This window comes from Allobosea sp. FW305-C-101, assembly GCF_058783685.1.
In genome coordinates this window covers 1277239-1293751 of sequence record NZ_JBYSYT010000002.1, presented here as the reverse complement: position 1 = coordinate 1293751, position 16513 = coordinate 1277239, and the positions used below count along the sequence as shown (strand labels likewise).

The following is a 16513-nucleotide window of genomic DNA, read 5'->3' as shown; positions in this document are numbered from 1 at the left end:
CGGAGCTTCAGGAGTGGGTCGTCGACCGGGGGATGAATAAGACCGGTGTTGGCGACGACGATCCTGCTACAGCGCAGCCGTTAGCAGACAAAGCTGATGCTGCTATGGAGCAGCCAACAACGCCCGTGCAAGGCAATCTATTCTAGGCGCAGCGCGGCTCTCAAATAGGAAAACGATGAGCGTCTTGCCAGCTCCGAAGAGGTCAGAGACGCGAGCCTTCTATAAGATCTGCGACTGCCCGACCGATTGTTTTTAGAGCAGCCGCGACAGCTTCGGGATTCTCCGCGATGTCGCGCTTTTCAAGCATCGCGAGATAGCTCCTTAGTTCCTCCAGTGAGCCTGGCACGACAGGCAGAGCATCAAAGAAAACGTGGTGAGCACCTTCACTTAGCGCGTCAATGACGGCCTCATTGCTGGCTCCGCTCGCTTGTTGCTGGCGATACGCAGTCTCGACCAATGACCATGCGTCTGAGGCCAGTTGGTAGCGATCGACAGCGCTGAACTGAGATGCCATGGCCACCTCTCCTACCTACTATGTGGAACCCATCTTGATCGCCACCTTGCGGGCAACGCCCATAGTTCGGGCCAGCTTGAGCCTGTCGCTCTCGGCCAACCCGCTCGTCTTTGCCAATTCGGCTAGCGAGCGATCCAAGTAGTTGATGGCAAGAAGCGCATCGGCTGCAACTTGGCGGCCAAGTTTCGACCCAAGTGCCTCTATTGCAGCTTCCAGCTTCTGCGCGAATTCCGAAGAATCGGACAGGGCATTCTCAAGCCCTTGGAGGAGACGCGTTGGATCATCAAGCGCGGCTTCGAACGGGCGTAGCGATAAGGCGGGATCGTCGGGCTCGACTTCGTCCAATCGCTCGCCTCCAGATCGCTGTTCCATTCTCCTCCTCGGGCGACGCCTGCACGCGAGAGGAATTGGCGCTCGAATCATGAGGCATGCAACCATAAATTGCAATCTCTGAAGCGCCGAATTTGTGGCGCCTAGCGCGAGAAAGTCCCTGCGCCGGGCTTTCAAGCCGCAAATAATATGTTAACTCGGCAATCGCCCTTCGATTATCAGCTCTAAAGATAGTTTCCGTACTCTCGTATCGGTTGCGGCGTATGCGCTTGCCTTGCGATACCAAACTCCTACGCCTTTGAGCCCGTTGCGCTTGGCATAGGTATCTACCAACTCTTGCCAGCGAACGGAGGTATTCGTGGTCACCAAGATCCCAAACCCGATCGATAAGCATGTCGGTAGCCGCGTCCGCATGCGACGGATGCTGGCGGGTATCAGCCAGGAAAAGCTGGGTGACGCGCTGGGGCTGACCTTCCAGCAGGTCCAGAAATACGAGAAGGGAGCGAACCGCATCAGCGCGAGCCGCCTGCAGCAGATCGCCAAGATGCTCGACGTGCCTGTTGCGTTTTTCTTCGACGGCGCCCCAGCCGGGGATACTTTGGGCGACAATTTCGTAGATTCCGCCGCGACGACCTACATCTCCGAATTCCTCGCGACGAGCGAAGGCGTGCAGCTCACCAAGGCGTTCACGCGGATCAAGAGCGGCCGCGTGCGCCGCCGGATCATCGACGTAGTCGAAGCTCTTGCCGAAGAGGCTGATCGTTCGGAGCCGAAGTAGCCGGTGGCGCCGTGTGATCGCCCCGACCGCCCTCCAGCAGACCCCGAAGCTCGCGCTCAGCACTCGCCAACAGTTCGTTGACGAGTGCACTATTGAGGTGCTCAGCGTCCAACGCCAGCTTGCGAACTCGGCCAATCAAGCCTGCCAGTTCATTCTCATCGCCGCCGAGCATTTGTCACCCAGCTTTTTGCCCGGCCCTCCAGTAGGGTCAGGAAGCAAGGCTAAGAGCGCATGACGGAGTAAACAAACTTTTGCGATCCTGCGTGGCCATGAAGGCTTCGATCTCGGCCGGCGCGATATATTTCTCACGGAACCAGGGATAGATCGCTGGATTGAATGACGAAATGATCCAGTCAATTGTCCGTCTAACATGACTTAGCTCGGCGGCCTGAGGGTGGTAGGCTAACCAAATATCGCGCGGCAGTACAAAATCCTTTGCAACATGTACGAGCCCTCTCGAAACGACGGGAGCATATGTTGGCAGCGCGGTAACGCCGAGCCCACTGATCACAGAAACGAATTGGGCTGAGCTGGTGTTGACGCGGATATTTACAAAGCCTCGTTTGTCCTCCTGCGTCATCTCCTCTTCAACTTTTTCACTGCGTATCTGCGGCGCAACGATGTCGATGAACTGATGTTTCTCGATATCGGACTTGCTCTTCGGGGCGCCGTGCGCGGCGATGTAGCTTTCTGCTGCGTAAAGAACGACATGCAGGTTGCCGATCTTGCGGACCATTAGATTGGGATCCGTGGGCTTATCGAGCTGTATCGCCAGATCGACCTCCAACTCCGATATCTTGGGCGGCGTCATCGAGCATTTCAGATCGAATTGAATGTCAGGGTGACCGCTGCGCAGCTCTCCTAACATTGGTGCCAGCCAGAAAACTCCCAGCCCTTCGGTTATCCCGACGCGAACGGTTGAGCGCAAAGCGGCCTTCTCACGGCTTGGTATCGTCGCGAAAACGTGAGTTTGCCGTTGGATGTTTTCAGCGACGGCCACGAGGCGCCCGCCGGTATCCGTCAGGATCATGCCCTTTTTCGTCCGGTGGAAGAGAACCGCGCTGGTCTGGGCTTCCAGATCGCTGATTCGATTCCGCACGGCCGCAGGGGAGTGTCCTGTTTCCGAGGAGACCGCGCGAATACTACCCAGCTGAGCCAGCTTGAGAAAGATTCGTATGTCATCCCAGTTGAGATTCATGGCTCCTCTCGCGTCTGAGTGAGCACCAACTGACCCCACGTGCGTCATTTTCATTCTATCCCCGCCCCCACAAATCTAGGTTAACCTTTCCTTGTTGCGTACCTAGTTCCACGTATCCAGAAGGATTTGCGTTATGGGAATCAACTACTCACAGGAGAGCTTCAGAATTGCGCGAAGCGAGCGCAATTTTCGGACGCTGAACTACATGCGCTACGGGCGCGGTTACACCACATTCAGCCCTACCGAAAAGATCATCGATCATTCCATGCAAATGGCAAGACGCGATGTACCGGGGCTGGCAACGCTCGATACGGTGATGAAGGTGTACCGGCACAACCCGGACACCATCTCCGCATTCGCGCATCAGTGGTTCGAGGCGCCCGGCCGCGACCCGATCGGCATTCTGGCGCACCTGCCGCTCAATCAGGAGGGAGCTCGCGCGCTGTTCACGGGTGAACTCGACACGGGCAATCCCGATCTGAAGTTCATATGCCGCCCGCATGAGCGGGCAGCCGCTCTCTATTTCTGGTTCATCTATCTGCCCGGCGGACAAGGCGGGGGCATGTCGCTGGTCATGGAGCGAATGACCAGCGCGAAAAACCGCGACCTGCCGATCTTCTGCAAGCCTGCCAACGTGCAAGCCCGCTACTTCTTCGAGAACATGGGCTTCGTGATGGGCGCAACCTACGAGATGCTCCATTCGAGCACGCTCATGAGCTGTGCCATGCCGGATCTGGCGCGTGGCAGGAAGCCGTATGACAACTATCTTCCGGGCGAGAATGTCGGCACCAAGAAGAACTCCGTCACCGTCGTTCACTCGCTCGACGACGTCCTGAAGTGCATCGCCATCCGCGGCGCCGCCTATGTCGAGGATCGGAGCATTCCGTACCAGGAAGACGTAGACGGAAATGACTTCACCGCCACCCATCTGCTCGGCTACTTCGGCGATGAGCCGGCCGGCTGCATCCGCCTGCGCTACTGGGCCGACTTCATCAAGATCGAGCGGTTAGCCGTGCTGCCCAGATGCCGGGGCGGACTTGCTCTCGACCTCGTGCGAGCGGCAATCGCTTTCGGGCAGGACAAGGGCTATCGCCGCTTCTATGGCCAGGCAGCTCAGCCTCTCCTCAAGCTCTGGAAGCATTTCGGCTTCGTCCAGCGGCCAGGACCGGGGCTCAGTTACCTCACCGACGAGGTCTACTACGAGATGGACCTCGAGACGGAGCCGAATCCGAAGTCTGCGCCACTGACCCACCTCTCCGGTGCGGCTGTTCTGATCCGCCCCGAGGGGCAGTGGGATCGACCTGGCCCGCTGGAAGAGGAATCGGGTTCGGAGCTCATCCCGAACAAGGCGCTCGGCGCCGACCCGGCCGAGCGGAGCACTCTCGCGCCCGAGCCTGCCAAACCTGCTGCCCAGCAAGTCGACAGCAAGGGACTAGTGGACGGCAAATGGGTGCCCGGCGTCAGCCCCACCACCATGTATCCGGATCGCGACATTCCCGGCTGCATGAATCCGTTCTACGGCGAGGCACCGAACTGCAACGCCAATTCGTGGCCGCCGCTCATCTACGGCAAGATAAAGGGGTTGAACGACCATGATTGATGCTTGGCAATGGACGCGCCCTCCAAGGGACATTCCGACCCTGATCAACCTGGTCAATGATCTGATCAGAGATGTCTCTAAGGTCGACCCTGTGAGCGCCGCTTTGCTCGGCCTGGTCAAAACCGAGCTTACAACACGCAAAGCGATCGAGGACGGGGCGGTTAGCGCCTTCCCCTCTCCGCCGCCGCAGGGGTCCTTCTCACCCCACGGCCGGTAACGCGCCTCCGCTCCCCTGCATTCCCGCAGGGGAGCATTTCTCCTCAATCCAATGGACAACGGAGGGCACGATGCAACTTCATCATGATGTGGCACGTTTTCTGGGGGCCTGGCGTTGGCTGGTGTCGAAAGACCTGATCTTCATTGGCGAAGAGGTTGCGGTTCTATTCGGAATCGACCCTGCCGCGGGCCGCTCAGGGGTGAAGATGAGCCGCCTAGCTCAATCCATTCACCCAGATGATCAGGCGAGCTTCTTTGAGGCTATCCAGCGCGCGTCCTTCTTCGGCGGCGATATCGGCTCTAGCAATCGGCTGATGGTCGAGAACGAGTACCGGCGCATCGAAATTACGGGAACCTGCGTGCGCGCCAAGGCGGGCGGTCGGCCCGCAGAGTATCTTGGAGCCGCGCATATCTACAGTGGACACGCCGAGCATCCGCTTTCGATCGTCGCAGACCATTTGCTGGCTTCAGCGGAGACCGCGAGAGCAGCGGGCGAGAGGGACCTGTCCCACTTCATCAACATGGCCCTGATGGAGGTCGGATCGCGGCTTGCTGCGCTTGAGCTATCGCTACAGAAGCCAAGGCCTTGCATCGCTGTCGTAAGCTGAGAGCTGACGCCGCGGCGGCATGATTCAGCGCGCATCTAGCGGAACGTTTAGCGCTGGCTCGCGTAAAGGCTTCATGCCTCTGCATTGGTTCAACCCTCCGGTCTACGTAGCCCTCGCTAAGACGGGCGAGCCCTACGCCGTTTCGAATGTTGAACGCGCCGCGGAGTTCCTGCTGGGGTGGAAAGATCAAGGTGGAGATCAGGCCTGGCGCAGCGCCGTGGTCTCGTGCATGGCCGCGATGAGGGGGCAAGGGTCAACGGCAGATGCCCGGTCAGCATTCGAGACCGCGGCCCAATCTAGCGGGATGCTCTTGAGATAATCCGCCAATCGGACGAGGCGTGCTTCATGATGATCGAGACAGAGGATCAGTACCAGCAGGCCGTAGCTCTATTGACGGCGCTTGCAGGCGTTCCGGACCAAGAACGGGATGAAACAGTTTTCTTGGACCTTTCGGCGGCCATGGTCGCCTACGAGGCGAGTGTCGCTACGCCAGCGGAAGCATAGGAGGCGCACATGTTTTCATTCCTGTCGCCACGCCGCTCGATCGAAGCGAATCCCAAGCGCGCAATTGTCAGGTGCGTCGACGACTATGAAAGAGCAACTCAGCGCGTCATGGGATCGACCTCGGGAAAAAGCTTCTTCTCCCGCAACCAATCGCCAAATCTGCCCGGGTTTACGGCGCGCTCGATGGAGGCCAGGCGCCTGCGAGCCCAATCCAACATGCGCCTCGTTTCAGGATCGTCGATCGGCGCGGCCCATTTGATCCAAGCACTGAGGTCGCGCGCCTTCGCCTGAAGCAGGACTATTTCGGCGATGAGAGCGTCGCGTTCGTCCTCGCGCTTGCGGCGCTGCTCGGCCAATCGTCGATTTTCAGCAGACCGAGCCCATACCCGCGATTGACGTTCTCGCTCCAAGCGCCACTTCCGCTCGTCGTCGATCCAATCTGATAAGATAAGAGCAATGTCAGCCACCTGAGTTTCGAAGGACGCACGCGAACTATCTTGCCAATTTCGCCGCCGTCCCTCGCGCCCATATGTCTCAATCGATAATCGAAGGACGCCGGTCGGAACGAAGTCGAATTCCGGAAAGGCCTTGTTCTAGTAATAGTCGTGTGTGCTGCCGCCTCTGCGAATCCGGAGAGCTTCGGCTTGCAGTTCCTGCAAGCTCGGTTCGTGCGGCTGCCGCGCGATCTTCTCAGTGAACTTGAATTCGACCTTGTCCTGCTCCCGCGCGATTGTGAAATGGCGGCGGGAAAGCGTGCATGCGATATCTTGGGCGATAAGGCGCTTGATCAGGTCGTCGAGCACGAAAATTGCGCGCTCCACTGAGCCCTCGGCGATCGACATAGACGGAACCAATTCGCCAGCAACCTCGATAACGCCGTTTCGGTTCGGCTTGGTCGAGCGCAAAGCCTTCGCGAGGGGCAGCAATAGCGAGTGAGGATTCGCCACCCTTTGCCATTCCACCGGTTCGACCTTGATCTTGATCGCTGGCGCTCGCCTAGGCGATGCCGGTTTGGCAATGGCGACGGGTGGCCGTTCGACAGCGGCGAGCGGCACGGGTGTTTTCGTCGGGTTGAGTGAGATGAGCTCCAGCAGTGCGTCGGCGGTCGACGTGAAGATCGCCTGTTTCGCCTTCCAGCCGGTTACCTTGTCTCGCCAGAATGCGGCCGTCGGCAGCGGAACGCGGTGATTCTCGCAGATTTGCCGAATCTGCCATTCAGGGACACCGAGATGCGCGGCAACCTGCGGCATCTCGTGTGACCAGACTAGATCGTAGAGCTGGCGGCGCGTCAGGTGAGAAGGCATGAGTGCACCGAATGACGGCAGACGATTGCTGCCAGCTTGCCGCCTCAATCGGACTTTCGCGAGACCGGAAAACTCCGCGGTTACCGCGCGGTTGCAGTCTCGCGGGTCCACGCTATTCGATGGCCGTTCGGTGGCTCCACGCTAGTTCATCTAACGTAATTTGTACCGCAGCGACGCGCTCGCATTCCAATTGACAGGAGAGAACCGCAGTGTAATATAAGAACAGCACAGTAAATCGCTTGCCAAGGTTGGGGTCGAGGGTTCGAATCCCTTCGCCCGCTCCAGACAATCTCAGGACTTGAGAAGCATGCAAGCGTTGGATCTTCCGGCGCTTTTTGCTTTTTGGGCGCGGATGATTCGGCGCCCTTTTCGAGATGCCTCGAAAGCCTCTGGTTATCTGCTGGTTTCGAGTTTGCTCTGGCCGTGGGTCACAGGCACCTTCTCATCGAAGCAACTCTCCCGGTCCCACCGTCGGCAACGTAAATGCGGACGATCGCGGGCTCGCAGCAGCGGTCCTATTCGACCGGTCCGCATGTTGAGCAAGAGCGCTCGACCTGCCTCCTGCCTGCGCTGCGCCCTGGTGTCCCCAAGTCGCGGACGCGTTCGATTATCGGGGAGGCTTTCGAAACCTCAGTGCTGCGCGGCCAACGCCGCAGCGATCGCCCGGCCCGCTACGGCATGGCCATAGGCGTTCCAGTGGGCGTCCGAGGTGAAGGCGAAGGGCTTGCGTTTGGCTGCCCATTCAGCCGCGAAGACCGGATGCAGGTCGAGGAAAGGCACGCCATATCTCGCGGCGGCCGCGGCGGCGATTGCATTCAGCCGGAGGGCCGGGCTATCGCCGCGGCCGGCCTCGATCGCGGCGCGGTCGCCATCCATCACCAGTTGCAGGCGGGCGCCGGCCGCTTGTGCAAGCGCCTTGAGGCGGCCAACGACGTGGTCGGTCGCCGCCTTTACATCAGCCTCCCGAACCAGCACCGCGCCGATCTCGACATTGGCCGCATAGTTGCCTTCCGCAGCGCGGGCCGGGCCGAGGATGGCGTCGACGATCGCCTGCGGACGCACCTGCCAGCGATAGAGGAAGAAGCTGCTCGTCGCCGTCCGTCTCAGGAACTCGACCGGCCCCGGACGCCAGGGCGTCGGCGGCAGTTCGCCGATGACTTTGCCGTTCTGGACGTCGAGCTTGCGGAAGCTCGACGTATAGCGGCCCGGCCTGAAGACGAAGCTCTCGTCGAAATCATTGTGGACCAACAGGACCACGATCGTATCCGGCTGCGCCTGCCCGACTTCCTGCTGGATCATCTGGACATATTGGCTCATCGGCGCTCCGGCGATGCCGTAGCGGTAGGCTTCGGCCGGGCCGGTGGAGCCAAGCGCCTCCGCCGTGACCTCGGCGAAGCTGCGGTCGAAGGGGACCTGCAGCGCCTCGACGAAGCTGTCGCCGACGAAGGCGATGCGCCGCACGCCCGGCCGGCGCTCGCGCGGATAGGTCGGCAGCGGCGAATTCCAGCCCTCTCCATTGATCGAGAACGGCGCATCGACGTCGTCGCGCACCCGCCAATGCCCGCTCTGACCGGGAGCGTAGCGCACCAGCTCGTTGATGAACGCGTTGCGTGGCACGTCCGAGCCCGGCAGCACGAAGCGAAAGACCACGAATTCGCAGACAGCGAGGAATATGACGACGCTTCCCGCCATCACCGCGAGATTGACGAGCAGACCGCGCAGGCGTGAGCGGGGACGAGCGGCCATCGACGTCAATCCAGCTCGAAGCGCGAGGTGTAGTCGAGCGCCAGCGCCGGGTCCTGCGTTTCCTTGCGCAGGACGCAGGTGCCGACCACCAGCATCTCGATATCCGAGCCCATGAAGCAGCGGAAGGCATCCTCCGGCGTGCAGACGATCGGCTCGCCGCGGACGTTGAAGCTGGTATTGACCAGCACGGGGCAGCCCGTCGCCGCCTTGAAGCCGCTCAGCAGGGCGTGGAAGCGCGGGTTGGTCTCGACATGCACCGTCTGGAGTCGTGCCGAATAGTCGACATGGGTCACGGCCGGAATCTCGGAGCGGGCAACGTTGAGCTTGTCGATGCCGAACAGCGCCTCCTCCGCGGCGGTCATGGTGCGGCGGCGTTCCCGCCGGACCTCCGCGACCATCAGCATGTAGGGCGAGACACCCTCGTGCTCGAACCAGTCGCCGACATCCTCTGCCAGTACGGCCGGCGCGAAGGGGCGGAAGGATTCGCGGAACTTCACACGCAGATTGAGGGTCTTCTGCATGCTCGGGCTGCGCGGGTCGCCGAGGATCGAGCGGCCGCCCAGGGCGCGCGGGCCGAACTCCATCCGGCCCTGGAACCAGCCGACCGCCTTGCCGGCGACGAGCCCCTCGACCGTCTGCGCCTGCATGCCGGCTTCGTCGTGCTCCTCGAAGACGGCGCCGACGGCACGCAGACGTCCGGCGATCTCCTCCGGCGCGAAGGCCGGCCCCAGATAGGAGCCCGCCATACCATCGAGGCCCGCGGCGACGGTTCGCGGCTGCGTGAATTGTCTGTGATGGGCGGCGAGCGCCGCCCCGAGCGCTCCGCCGGCATCGCCCGAAGCGGGCTGCACCCAGATCTCGGCGAAGCTGCCGTCGCGCAGGATCTTGCCGTTGGCGACGCAGTTCAGCGCGACGCCGCCGGCCAGGCAGAGATTGCGCTCCCCGGTTTCGGCCGCGAGCGAGCGCGTCATGCGCAGGACGATCTCCTCGGTGACGGCCTGGATCGAGGCGGCGATCTCCATGTGGAACGGCGTCAGCTGCGCCTCGCCCGCCCGCGCCGCCTCGCCGAACAGCGCCTCGAACCGGGCATTGGTCATGGTGAACCCGCCCATATAATCGAAATAGCGCTGGTCGAGCCGGAAGCTGCCGTCCGGCTTGAGATCCACAAGATGGTCGAGGATGGTCTGCGCATGCACGGGCCGGCCGTACGGGGCAAGCCCCATCAGCTTGTACTCGCCGGAATTGACCTTGAAGCCAGCATAGTGGGTGAAGGCCGAATAGAGCAGCCCGAGCGAATGCGGGAAGTGCAGCTCCTTGACGATGTCGAGCGCGGCCCCGTTGCCAAGCGCGACCGAGGTCGTCGGCCATTCGCCGACGCCGTCGAGCGTCAGCACCAGGGCTCGCTCGAAGGGGGACGGGTAGAACGCGCTGGCGGCGTGGCTGAGATGGTGCTCGCTGAAGAGGAGTTTCGCCGGATCGAATTCGGCATCGAGCGCCTTCAGCTCGTCGCTCAGGAGGCTCTTCTGGAACAGTTTCTCACGCAGCCAGAGCGGCATCGCCGTGAGAAACTGCCGGAACCCGCGGGGCGCCACCGAGAGATAGGTCTCGAGTAGCCGCTCGAATTTGACGAAGGGCTTCTCGTAGAAGACCACCGCATCGAGCTGCGAGAGCTTCAGTCCGGCTTGCGTCAGGCAATAACCGATCGCGTGCACGGGGAAACCCGCGTCATGTTTGATGCGCGTGAAGCGCTCCTCCTGTGCGGCCGCGACCGGCACGCCGTCGATGACCAGCGCAGCTGCTGAGTCGTGATAATATGCGGAAATGCCGAGGATGCGCATCGCGCCCGTCAGAACAGCGTGTAGATGAAGGGAGCGACGGCCGAGCCCTTGGTGAGCACGACGAGCCCACCCATTACCACCATCATCATCACGATCGGGATGAGCCAGTATTTCTTGCGAGCGAGCAGAAACTCGGTGATTTCGCGGAGGAAGGACAAGGGCGCGGCTCCTGCTCTCAATACTGTTTGGTCATCGGGCCGGGCCCGGCGGGATCGCGCGCGATCCAGTAGCTTTGTGCGCCGCGGTCGAAGCTCGTCGGAATCGGACGCTTGCCGAGCAGGCGCATCATCAGCGCGATCGGTGTGAAGACAAGGAAGAACATGGCCCCCATGATCAGGGGTGTCATGATCTTGTGTAGCAGAAGGCCGAAGCGGAACCAGAGTGCGTTCAACGGTTTCAGCAACGCCGGAACCAGCAGCGCCGCGCCAGCGAACGCCGCCGAGGCGCTGCTCCAGCCGAGTACGAAACCAGGGTGGCCGCGCCAGAGTGCGAGCAGCGCGAGGATGGCGAAGAAACCGGCCATGACCAGTCCGAACTGCCGTTCGCTGGACTTGTTGATGGTCTCTTCCGGCCCGCGTCGTTGAAAATCGGACATCGCCTACTCCGCTCGTGACCCTTTGGATTTCGTTCGGCCGGCGCCGCATCGCTGCGGACAGCGGGTGCTCCTTAGAGGATCGGACGAAAAAGTGGAATCCCGCCTCTCCGGACATCCGGGACGGAAGAATGGCCGGATCGCCATTTTGCCTCTGACGGACGCACGCCAGGTGCAGGCTTTTTCAGCATGCCGGGAGGAAGGCTGTCTATGGTTTCGCCACCCGGATGCGGGTCTGGCTCGGGCACGGTTGGTTCGGCGCTTGCCGCTTTTCGGGCGGGCCGCTCCCATTTTCGGAAGACATCAATCTTCAAACGCAAGAGGGCGCCCCTTGGCGCCCCCTGCGTTCGCATCCGCAATTTTCGCCCTATAGGCTCATTCCAGCTCGGCGCCGCGCTTCTCGGGAATGAGGAGCCACATCGCGATCAGGTCAAGGACGTAGAGGGCGGCGAGCAGCGCGATGGCGGTCTGGAAGCCATGCGTCGCGGCGATCGCACCGACGACGACCGGGCCGAAGCCGCCGACGCCGCGGCCGATATTGAACAGCACGTTCTGCGCGGTGGCCCGCGCCGCCGTCGGGAAGAGCTCGCTGATCAGCGCGCCATAGCCGCCGAGCATGCCGTTGACGAAGAAGCCCATGACCGCGCCGCCGACCAGCAACTGCATGGGATCGGTCAGGCGCGAATAGACCATGACCATCACGGCGGCGCCGATCATGTAGCCGAAGAAGGCCGGGCGGCGGCCGATCCGGTCGGCGATATGGCCGAAGGCGAAGATGCCGAGCGCCATGCCGGCGATGGTCACCGCGGTCCACAAGGCCGATTGGGTGAGCTGGAAGCCGAACCGCGTGGCGAGGTAGTTCGGCAGCCAGATCATCACGCCGTAATAGCCGAAATTCTGGACCGAGCAGAGGATGATCATGCCGAGGCTGAGCTTGGCGGTCTCGCGGTCCTTGACCAGCAGGCGCAGCGCCGATTCCTTCGGCCGGTCCTTGGAGCGGGCGACGAAGACCTCGGGCTCGTGCAGGGAGTGGCGGATGAAATAGGCGACGACCGCCGGCAGGATGCCGATGGCGAACATGCCGCGCCAGCCGATCGAGGGCAGCAGCAGCGGGGTCGCGAGCGCCGCTGCCAGCACGCCGACCTGCCAGCCTAGACCGACATAGGAGGAGGCGCGCGCCCGCTTCGAGGCCGGCCAGGCTTCGGCGACCAACGCCATGCCGATGCCGAACTCGCCGCCGAGGCCAAGGCCCGCGATGGTGCGGTAGAACAGCAGGTCCCAGTAGCCCTGGGCGAGCGCGCACATGCCGGTGAAGACGGCGAAGAGGACGATCGTCCAGGTCAGGACGCGGACCCGGCCGAGGCGGTCGGAGAGCATGCCGAAGCCGATGCCGCCGAGCACCGCGCCGACCAGGGTCGCGGTGACGAGCGAGGCGGCCTGCGCCTGGCTGAGCTGGAGATCGGCCGAGATCGCACGCAGCATGAAGCCGAGGATCAAGAGGTCGAACCCGTCCATGGCGTAGCCGATCGCGGCGCCCCACAGGGCCTTGCGAGCCTTGCTGTCCACCTCAGTCGGTGCCGATGGCGCGGCAGCCATTCGCAGTTCACTCATGATTCAAGCCCCATGCTGCTGCTCCGGCCAAGCGCGGAGCGACGATGCCGGCACGGCACCGCCCAAATTCGAATGATTTTGCCATCTCATGCGATCTGAGCCGGCGCAATGATCCCTCGCGGGCCAGCTTGTGGATGCCGTGGGAAACGCTGCAATGGTCGTTTTTGGGCAACGCAGCCGCCCTGTTGCCCTCTGGCCGGCGCCAGAAGCGGTGTGAGCGGCGGAATTGGCCCGCAGGCCATCGTGAAAATCGCCGCGCGGAGGGATTGACCTGCCGGGCAAGGGCGATCAGAAGGGGCCGTTTGCCAATTCGACCAGTCCCAGCGCCCTTGCCGTCCCCGGCGAGCGGCGTCGCTCAGCCCGGAGAGACCGCGCCCATGTCCAACCTGTTCACCCCCACCGACAGGACCGAGATCGCGCGCGAAGCGGCCAAGATGCTGCTCGAAATCAAGGCCGTGCACTTCTACAGCGACAAGCCCTTCTTCTTCACCTCCGGCTGGGCGAGCCCGGTCTATATCGACTGCCGCAAGATCATCTCCTACCCGCGCCTGCGCTCGACCCTGATCGATTTCGCGGCGACGACGATCGTGCGCGATATCGGCTACGAGTCGCTCGACATCATCGCCGGCGGCGAGACGGCGGGCATTCCCTTCGCCGCCTGGATCTCGGACCGTCTCTCGCTGCCGATGCAGTATGTCCGCAAGAAGCCGAAGGGTTTTGGCCGCAACGCCCAGATCGAGGGCTCGGTCGTCGAGGGCGCGCGCACGTTGCTGGTCGAGGACCTCGCCACCGACGGGCGCAGCAAGGTCAATTTCGCCGAGGCGCTGCGCACGGCCGGCGCCGATGTGCAGCACTGCTTCGTGCTGTTCTACTACGACATCTTCCCGAAGAGCCGCGAGCTGATGACCGAGATCGGCATCAACCTGCACTATCTCACGACGTGGTGGGACGTGCTCGCCGTTGCCAAGGACAGCGGCCATTTCGAGCCGAAGATCCTGGCCGAGGTGGAGAGCTTCCTCAACGACCCCGCGACCTGGTCGGCCAAGCATGGCGGTATCTCGGCCTTCGGCGAGGAAAAGAAGCCGGCCTGAGGGTTAGCTTCGCGCCTGGGTGTCTTCCCGTGCGCGCTGCGGCACGCGAGTGCTGCTGCGCAGACACGGGATGACGCCCTTCAAATAGTGCCCTTCGCCGCTGCGCTGCGCGCCTCGAGCGCCTTGCCGACGCGGCGCATCGCCTCGCCCGCGGCATTGCATTCCTCGTCGGTGAGGACCTGCATCATCGCCTCGATCTCGGCGACATGGATCGCCATCGCCTTTCGGGTGATCGCCTCGCCGGCGGGCGTCAGCCAGAGGCGGCGCAGGCGCCGGTCAGCCTCGTCATTGCGGCGTTCGATCAGGCCGCGCTTCTCCAGCACAGGCAGCAACATGCTCATGGCGCTGCGGCCGACCAGAAGCTTCTCGGCCAAGGCCTGCTGCGAGAGGCCGGGAACGTGGAAGATGTTGGCGAGCACGTCGTAATGCGCGAGCTGGATCCCGAGTGGCGCCAACGACTCGGTGAGCACCTTCTCCCACATGTTATGGGCGCGGGCGATGGAGACCCAGTTGCGGAAGCGCGGCAGGTCCCAGGGCAGGGTCTGCGTCTCGGAAAGCTCTTGCTTTTTGTTCATGGCTGAACATAATAGTTCAGCGTTGAACAAAATCGGATATTCGCCATGAGCGCTTCCGCCCTCCGTTACATGCGCCCGCTGGTCCGCGCGGCGAGCCTTATAGCTCCACGCACGGCCGGCCGCCTCGCCTTCCGCCTCTTCTGTACCCCGCCGAGGCCGGCAAAGCGAAACGGAAACGGCGGCACGGGGGGGCAGGTGTTGCCGGCGCGATTGCGGCAAGCGAGTCCGCGCGCGATTCCCTTCCCCTGCGGGAGCGTGCAGGCCTATGTCTTCGAGCCCGAGGATCATGCGCCGACCCGGACGGTGCTGCTGGTCCATGGCTGGACCGGCGATGCGGCGTCGATGACAGATTTCGTCGAGCCGCTGCTGGCGGTGGGCTTTCGGGTCGTCGCCTTCGACCTGCCCGGTCATGGCGCCTCGACCGGGCGCGAGCTCAATATTCCGCTCGGCGTCGCGAGCCTTGCCGCGGTGTCGCGGGTGTTCGGGCCGTTCCACGCGATCGTCACGCATTCCTTCGGCGGGGCGATCACGCTTGCGGCGCTGGCGGGCTCGGTCAGGGGGCAGCCTGTGGTCAGCGCTGACAGGCTGGTATTGATCGCCGCGCCGTCATCGGTCACCCGGATCACCCGGCAGTTCGGCGATGCCCTTGGCCTCGGCCGGCGCGGGCAGGCGGCGCTGGAGCGGCGCATCCATGTCGTCGCGGGCAATCCGGTCGAGGCTTTCGAGGGGCCGCTTCAGCTCAAGGCGATCGGTTTGCCGACGCTGGTGATCCATGACCGGCAGGATCGCGAACTCGGCTTCCAGCATGCCGAAGCGCTGGCCGAGAGCGGCCCGTTCGTCAGGTTGGAGGTGACGGAGGGGCTCGGCCACCGCCGCATCCTGAAGGCGCGGCCGGTGGCCGAGAGCGTGGCCCGCTTCGTGGTCGGCGCGGGCTAGCTTAGAGCCAGCCCATCAATTCGCGCTGGACGACCTCGGCGATGACGTCGATGCCTTCGCGGGAATCGTTCAGGCAGGGCAGATAGGCGAATTTCTCGCCGCCATTGTGCAGGAAGATCTCGCGGTTCTCGCCGTCGAGCTCTTCCAGCGTCTCCAGGCAGTCGGCCGAGAAGCCGGGCGCGACGATGGCCATGGATTTCTTGCCGGCTTGCGCCAGCGCCTTCACCGTCTCGTCGGTATAGGGCTGGAGCCATTCGTCCGGGCCGAAGCGCGACTGGAAGGTCAGCGGGAACTGCTCCTCGGAGAGGCCGAGCTCGGCGCGCAGCAGGCGCCAGGTTTTCACGCACTGGCAGTAATAAGGGTCGCCCTTCAGCAGGTATTCCTTGGGCATGCCGTGGAAGGAGCAGAGGATGACCTCGGGCGCGAAATCGAGCTTCGCCAGCGAGGCGCGCATCGAGCGGGCGAGCGCGCCGATATAGACGGGGTCGTCGTGATAGGGCGGCGCGACGCGCACCGAAGGCTGCCAGCGCATCTGCATCAGTGCGCGAAAGGCCTGGTCGCAGGCGGTCGCCGAGGTCGGCGCGGCATATTGCGGATAGAGCGGCACCAAGAGGATGCGGTCGCAACCCTGGTCGAGCAGGGCTTTCAGCCGGCTCTTCACATCGGGAAAGCCGTACCGCATCGCCCAGTCAAAGACGACGCGGTCGCCTGCCAGCGGCTTCAGGCGCTCCGTGAGCTGCTCGGTCTGCGAGCGGGTGATGGTCTTGAGTGGGCCCTCGTCGCGCTCGTTGTTCCAGATCGAGGCGTAGTCCTTGCCTTTTCGGCCCGGCCGGGTCGACAGGATGATCAGGTTGAGGATCGGCCACCATTTCCAGCGGGGCTCCTCGATGACGCGGCGGTCCGAGAGGAACTCCTTGAGATAGGCGCGCATCGGCCAGTAGCCGGTGCCCTCGGGCGTGCCGAGATTCATCAGGAGCACGCCGATGCGCCCGTAGCGCACCTTGGGATGATCCGGCGGCAGGGAAGCGGCTTCGCGGCTTGGCGCGGCGGCGATGTCAGCAGTCATGAGCGC

At 62.9% G+C, this 16513-nt stretch carries 19 protein-coding genes; 7 read left to right on the top strand and 12 right to left on the bottom strand.

What is annotated here, in order from left to right; translation table 11 throughout:
- Nucleotides 1–202 precede the first annotated feature (202 nt).
- Together AC3WMA_RS13845 and AC3WMA_RS13840 are read right to left on the bottom strand one after the other, a co-directional pair.
- On the bottom strand, nt 203–514 hold the full coding sequence (locus AC3WMA_RS13845; RefSeq protein ID WP_492285924.1) for a hypothetical protein: 312 nt from the start codon (nt 512–514) through the stop codon (nt 203–205).
- Nucleotides 515–532: 18 nt separating this feature from the next.
- A complete protein-coding gene (locus tag AC3WMA_RS13840) occupies nt 533–859 on the bottom strand; it encodes a hypothetical protein (RefSeq protein ID WP_492285923.1) in 327 nt (108 codons plus the stop codon).
- A gap of 343 nt (nt 860–1202) precedes the next feature.
- Between AC3WMA_RS13840 and AC3WMA_RS13835 the strand changes: the two genes are divergently transcribed.
- Nucleotides 1203–1622 (top strand): helix-turn-helix domain-containing protein, encoded by a 420-nt coding sequence (locus AC3WMA_RS13835; RefSeq protein WP_492285922.1) that lies wholly within the window; start codon nt 1203–1205, stop codon nt 1620–1622.
- Between the two features lie 208 nt (nt 1623–1830).
- Here AC3WMA_RS13835 and AC3WMA_RS13830 read toward each other — a convergent pair whose 3' ends face one another.
- Complete coding sequence (locus tag AC3WMA_RS13830; protein ID WP_492285921.1) at nt 1831–2820, bottom strand: LysR family transcriptional regulator; 990 nt, start codon at nt 2818–2820, stop codon at nt 1831–1833.
- 133 nt (nt 2821–2953) lie between these two features.
- Here AC3WMA_RS13830 and AC3WMA_RS13825 point away from each other — a divergent pair, with 133 nt between their 5' ends.
- The 4 genes from AC3WMA_RS13825 to AC3WMA_RS13810 all read left to right on the top strand — a co-directional run bounded on the left by AC3WMA_RS13825 (nt 2954) and on the right by AC3WMA_RS13810 (nt 5748).
- A complete protein-coding gene (locus AC3WMA_RS13825; protein WP_492285920.1) occupies nt 2954–4420 on the top strand; it encodes a GNAT family N-acetyltransferase in 1467 nt (488 codons plus the stop codon).
- Nucleotides 4421–4707: 287 nt separating this feature from the next.
- Entirely contained in the window at nt 4708–5244 is a 537-nt protein-coding gene (locus AC3WMA_RS13820; protein ID WP_492285919.1) for a PAS domain-containing protein, read from the top strand.
- A gap of 19 nt (nt 5245–5263) precedes the next feature.
- Entirely contained in the window at nt 5264–5563 is a 300-nt protein-coding gene (locus tag AC3WMA_RS13815; protein WP_492285918.1) for a DUF982 domain-containing protein, read from the top strand.
- A 26-nt stretch (nt 5564–5589) separates the two neighbouring features.
- Entirely contained in the window at nt 5590–5748 is a 159-nt protein-coding gene (locus tag AC3WMA_RS13810; RefSeq protein ID WP_492285917.1) for a hypothetical protein, read from the top strand.
- A gap of 98 nt (nt 5749–5846) precedes the next feature.
- Here AC3WMA_RS13810 and AC3WMA_RS13805 read toward each other — a convergent pair whose 3' ends face one another.
- The 7 genes from AC3WMA_RS13805 to AC3WMA_RS13775 form a co-directional block, all read right to left on the bottom strand.
- Nucleotides 5847–6215 (bottom strand): hypothetical protein, encoded by a 369-nt coding sequence (locus AC3WMA_RS13805; protein ID WP_492285916.1) that lies wholly within the window; start codon nt 6213–6215, stop codon nt 5847–5849.
- 126 nt (nt 6216–6341) lie between these two features.
- Nucleotides 6342–7052, bottom strand: coding sequence for a hypothetical protein (locus AC3WMA_RS13800; RefSeq protein ID WP_492285915.1), 711 nt, complete (start codon nt 7050–7052; stop codon nt 6342–6344).
- Nucleotides 7053–7682: 630 nt separating this feature from the next.
- Nucleotides 7683–8798: an SGNH/GDSL hydrolase family protein gene (locus AC3WMA_RS13795; protein WP_492285914.1), complete on the bottom strand. Its 1116-nt coding sequence runs from the start codon at nt 8796–8798 to the stop codon at nt 7683–7685.
- A gap of 5 nt (nt 8799–8803) precedes the next feature.
- Nucleotides 8804–10636 (bottom strand): carbamoyltransferase family protein, encoded by a 1833-nt coding sequence (locus tag AC3WMA_RS13790; RefSeq protein ID WP_492285913.1) that lies wholly within the window; start codon nt 10634–10636, stop codon nt 8804–8806.
- Nucleotides 10637–10644: 8 nt separating this feature from the next.
- Nucleotides 10645–10794, bottom strand: a complete 150-nt coding sequence (locus AC3WMA_RS13785; RefSeq protein ID WP_492285912.1) for a DUF5989 family protein — start codon at nt 10792–10794, stop codon at nt 10645–10647.
- A gap of 17 nt (nt 10795–10811) precedes the next feature.
- On the bottom strand, nt 10812–11231 hold the full coding sequence (locus AC3WMA_RS13780; RefSeq protein WP_492285911.1) for an SxtJ family membrane protein: 420 nt from the start codon (nt 11229–11231) through the stop codon (nt 10812–10814).
- Nucleotides 11232–11603: 372 nt separating this feature from the next.
- Nucleotides 11604–12839 (bottom strand): MFS transporter, encoded by a 1236-nt coding sequence (locus tag AC3WMA_RS13775; protein ID WP_492285910.1) that lies wholly within the window; start codon nt 12837–12839, stop codon nt 11604–11606.
- Nucleotides 12840–13216: 377 nt separating this feature from the next.
- On the opposite strand from AC3WMA_RS13775, the gene AC3WMA_RS13770 reads away from it, so the two are divergent.
- A complete protein-coding gene (locus tag AC3WMA_RS13770; RefSeq protein ID WP_492285909.1) occupies nt 13217–13930 on the top strand; it encodes an orotate phosphoribosyltransferase in 714 nt (237 codons plus the stop codon).
- 80 nt (nt 13931–14010) lie between these two features.
- Here AC3WMA_RS13770 and AC3WMA_RS13765 read toward each other — a convergent pair whose 3' ends face one another.
- Complete coding sequence (locus tag AC3WMA_RS13765; RefSeq protein WP_492285908.1) at nt 14011–14505, bottom strand: MarR family winged helix-turn-helix transcriptional regulator; 495 nt, start codon at nt 14503–14505, stop codon at nt 14011–14013.
- Nucleotides 14506–14760: 255 nt separating this feature from the next.
- On the opposite strand from AC3WMA_RS13765, the gene AC3WMA_RS13760 reads away from it, so the two are divergent.
- Entirely contained in the window at nt 14761–15441 is a 681-nt protein-coding gene (locus AC3WMA_RS13760; RefSeq protein ID WP_492285907.1) for an alpha/beta fold hydrolase, read from the top strand.
- Between the two features lies 1 nt (nt 15442).
- Here the strand turns inward: AC3WMA_RS13760 and hemH are convergent, their stop codons facing one another.
- Entirely contained in the window at nt 15443–16507 is a 1065-nt protein-coding gene (gene hemH / locus AC3WMA_RS13755; protein WP_492285906.1) for a ferrochelatase, read from the bottom strand.
- Nucleotides 16508–16513: the final 6 nt, after the last annotated feature.

Coding starts and splice junctions, on each gene's coding strand:
- AC3WMA_RS13790 (WP_492285913.1), bottom strand. CDS start 10,636: ATGCGCATCCTCGGCATTTCCGCATATTATCACGACTCAGCAGCTGCG.
- AC3WMA_RS13830 (WP_492285921.1), bottom strand. CDS start 2,820: ATGAATCTCAACTGGGATGACATACGAATCTTTCTCAAGCTGGCTCAG.
- AC3WMA_RS13770 (WP_492285909.1), top strand. CDS start 13,217: ATGTCCAACCTGTTCACCCCCACCGACAGGACCGAGATCGCGCGCGAA.
- AC3WMA_RS13800 (WP_492285915.1), bottom strand. CDS start 7,052: ATGCCTTCTCACCTGACGCGCCGCCAGCTCTACGATCTAGTCTGGTCA.
- AC3WMA_RS13845 (WP_492285924.1), bottom strand. CDS start 514: ATGGCATCTCAGTTCAGCGCTGTCGATCGCTACCAACTGGCCTCAGAC.
- AC3WMA_RS13765 (WP_492285908.1), bottom strand. CDS start 14,505: ATGAACAAAAAGCAAGAGCTTTCCGAGACGCAGACCCTGCCCTGGGAC.
- AC3WMA_RS13810 (WP_492285917.1), top strand. CDS start 5,590: ATGATGATCGAGACAGAGGATCAGTACCAGCAGGCCGTAGCTCTATTG.
- AC3WMA_RS13795 (WP_492285914.1), bottom strand. CDS start 8,798: ATGGCCGCTCGTCCCCGCTCACGCCTGCGCGGTCTGCTCGTCAATCTC.
- AC3WMA_RS13775 (WP_492285910.1), bottom strand. CDS start 12,839: ATGAGTGAACTGCGAATGGCTGCCGCGCCATCGGCACCGACTGAGGTG.
- AC3WMA_RS13820 (WP_492285919.1), top strand. CDS start 4,708: ATGCAACTTCATCATGATGTGGCACGTTTTCTGGGGGCCTGGCGTTGG.
- AC3WMA_RS13815 (WP_492285918.1), top strand. CDS start 5,264: ATGATTCAGCGCGCATCTAGCGGAACGTTTAGCGCTGGCTCGCGTAAA.
- AC3WMA_RS13825 (WP_492285920.1), top strand. CDS start 2,954: ATGGGAATCAACTACTCACAGGAGAGCTTCAGAATTGCGCGAAGCGAG.
- hemH (WP_492285906.1), bottom strand. CDS start 16,507: ATGACTGCTGACATCGCCGCCGCGCCAAGCCGCGAAGCCGCTTCCCTG.
- AC3WMA_RS13780 (WP_492285911.1), bottom strand. CDS start 11,231: ATGTCCGATTTTCAACGACGCGGGCCGGAAGAGACCATCAACAAGTCC.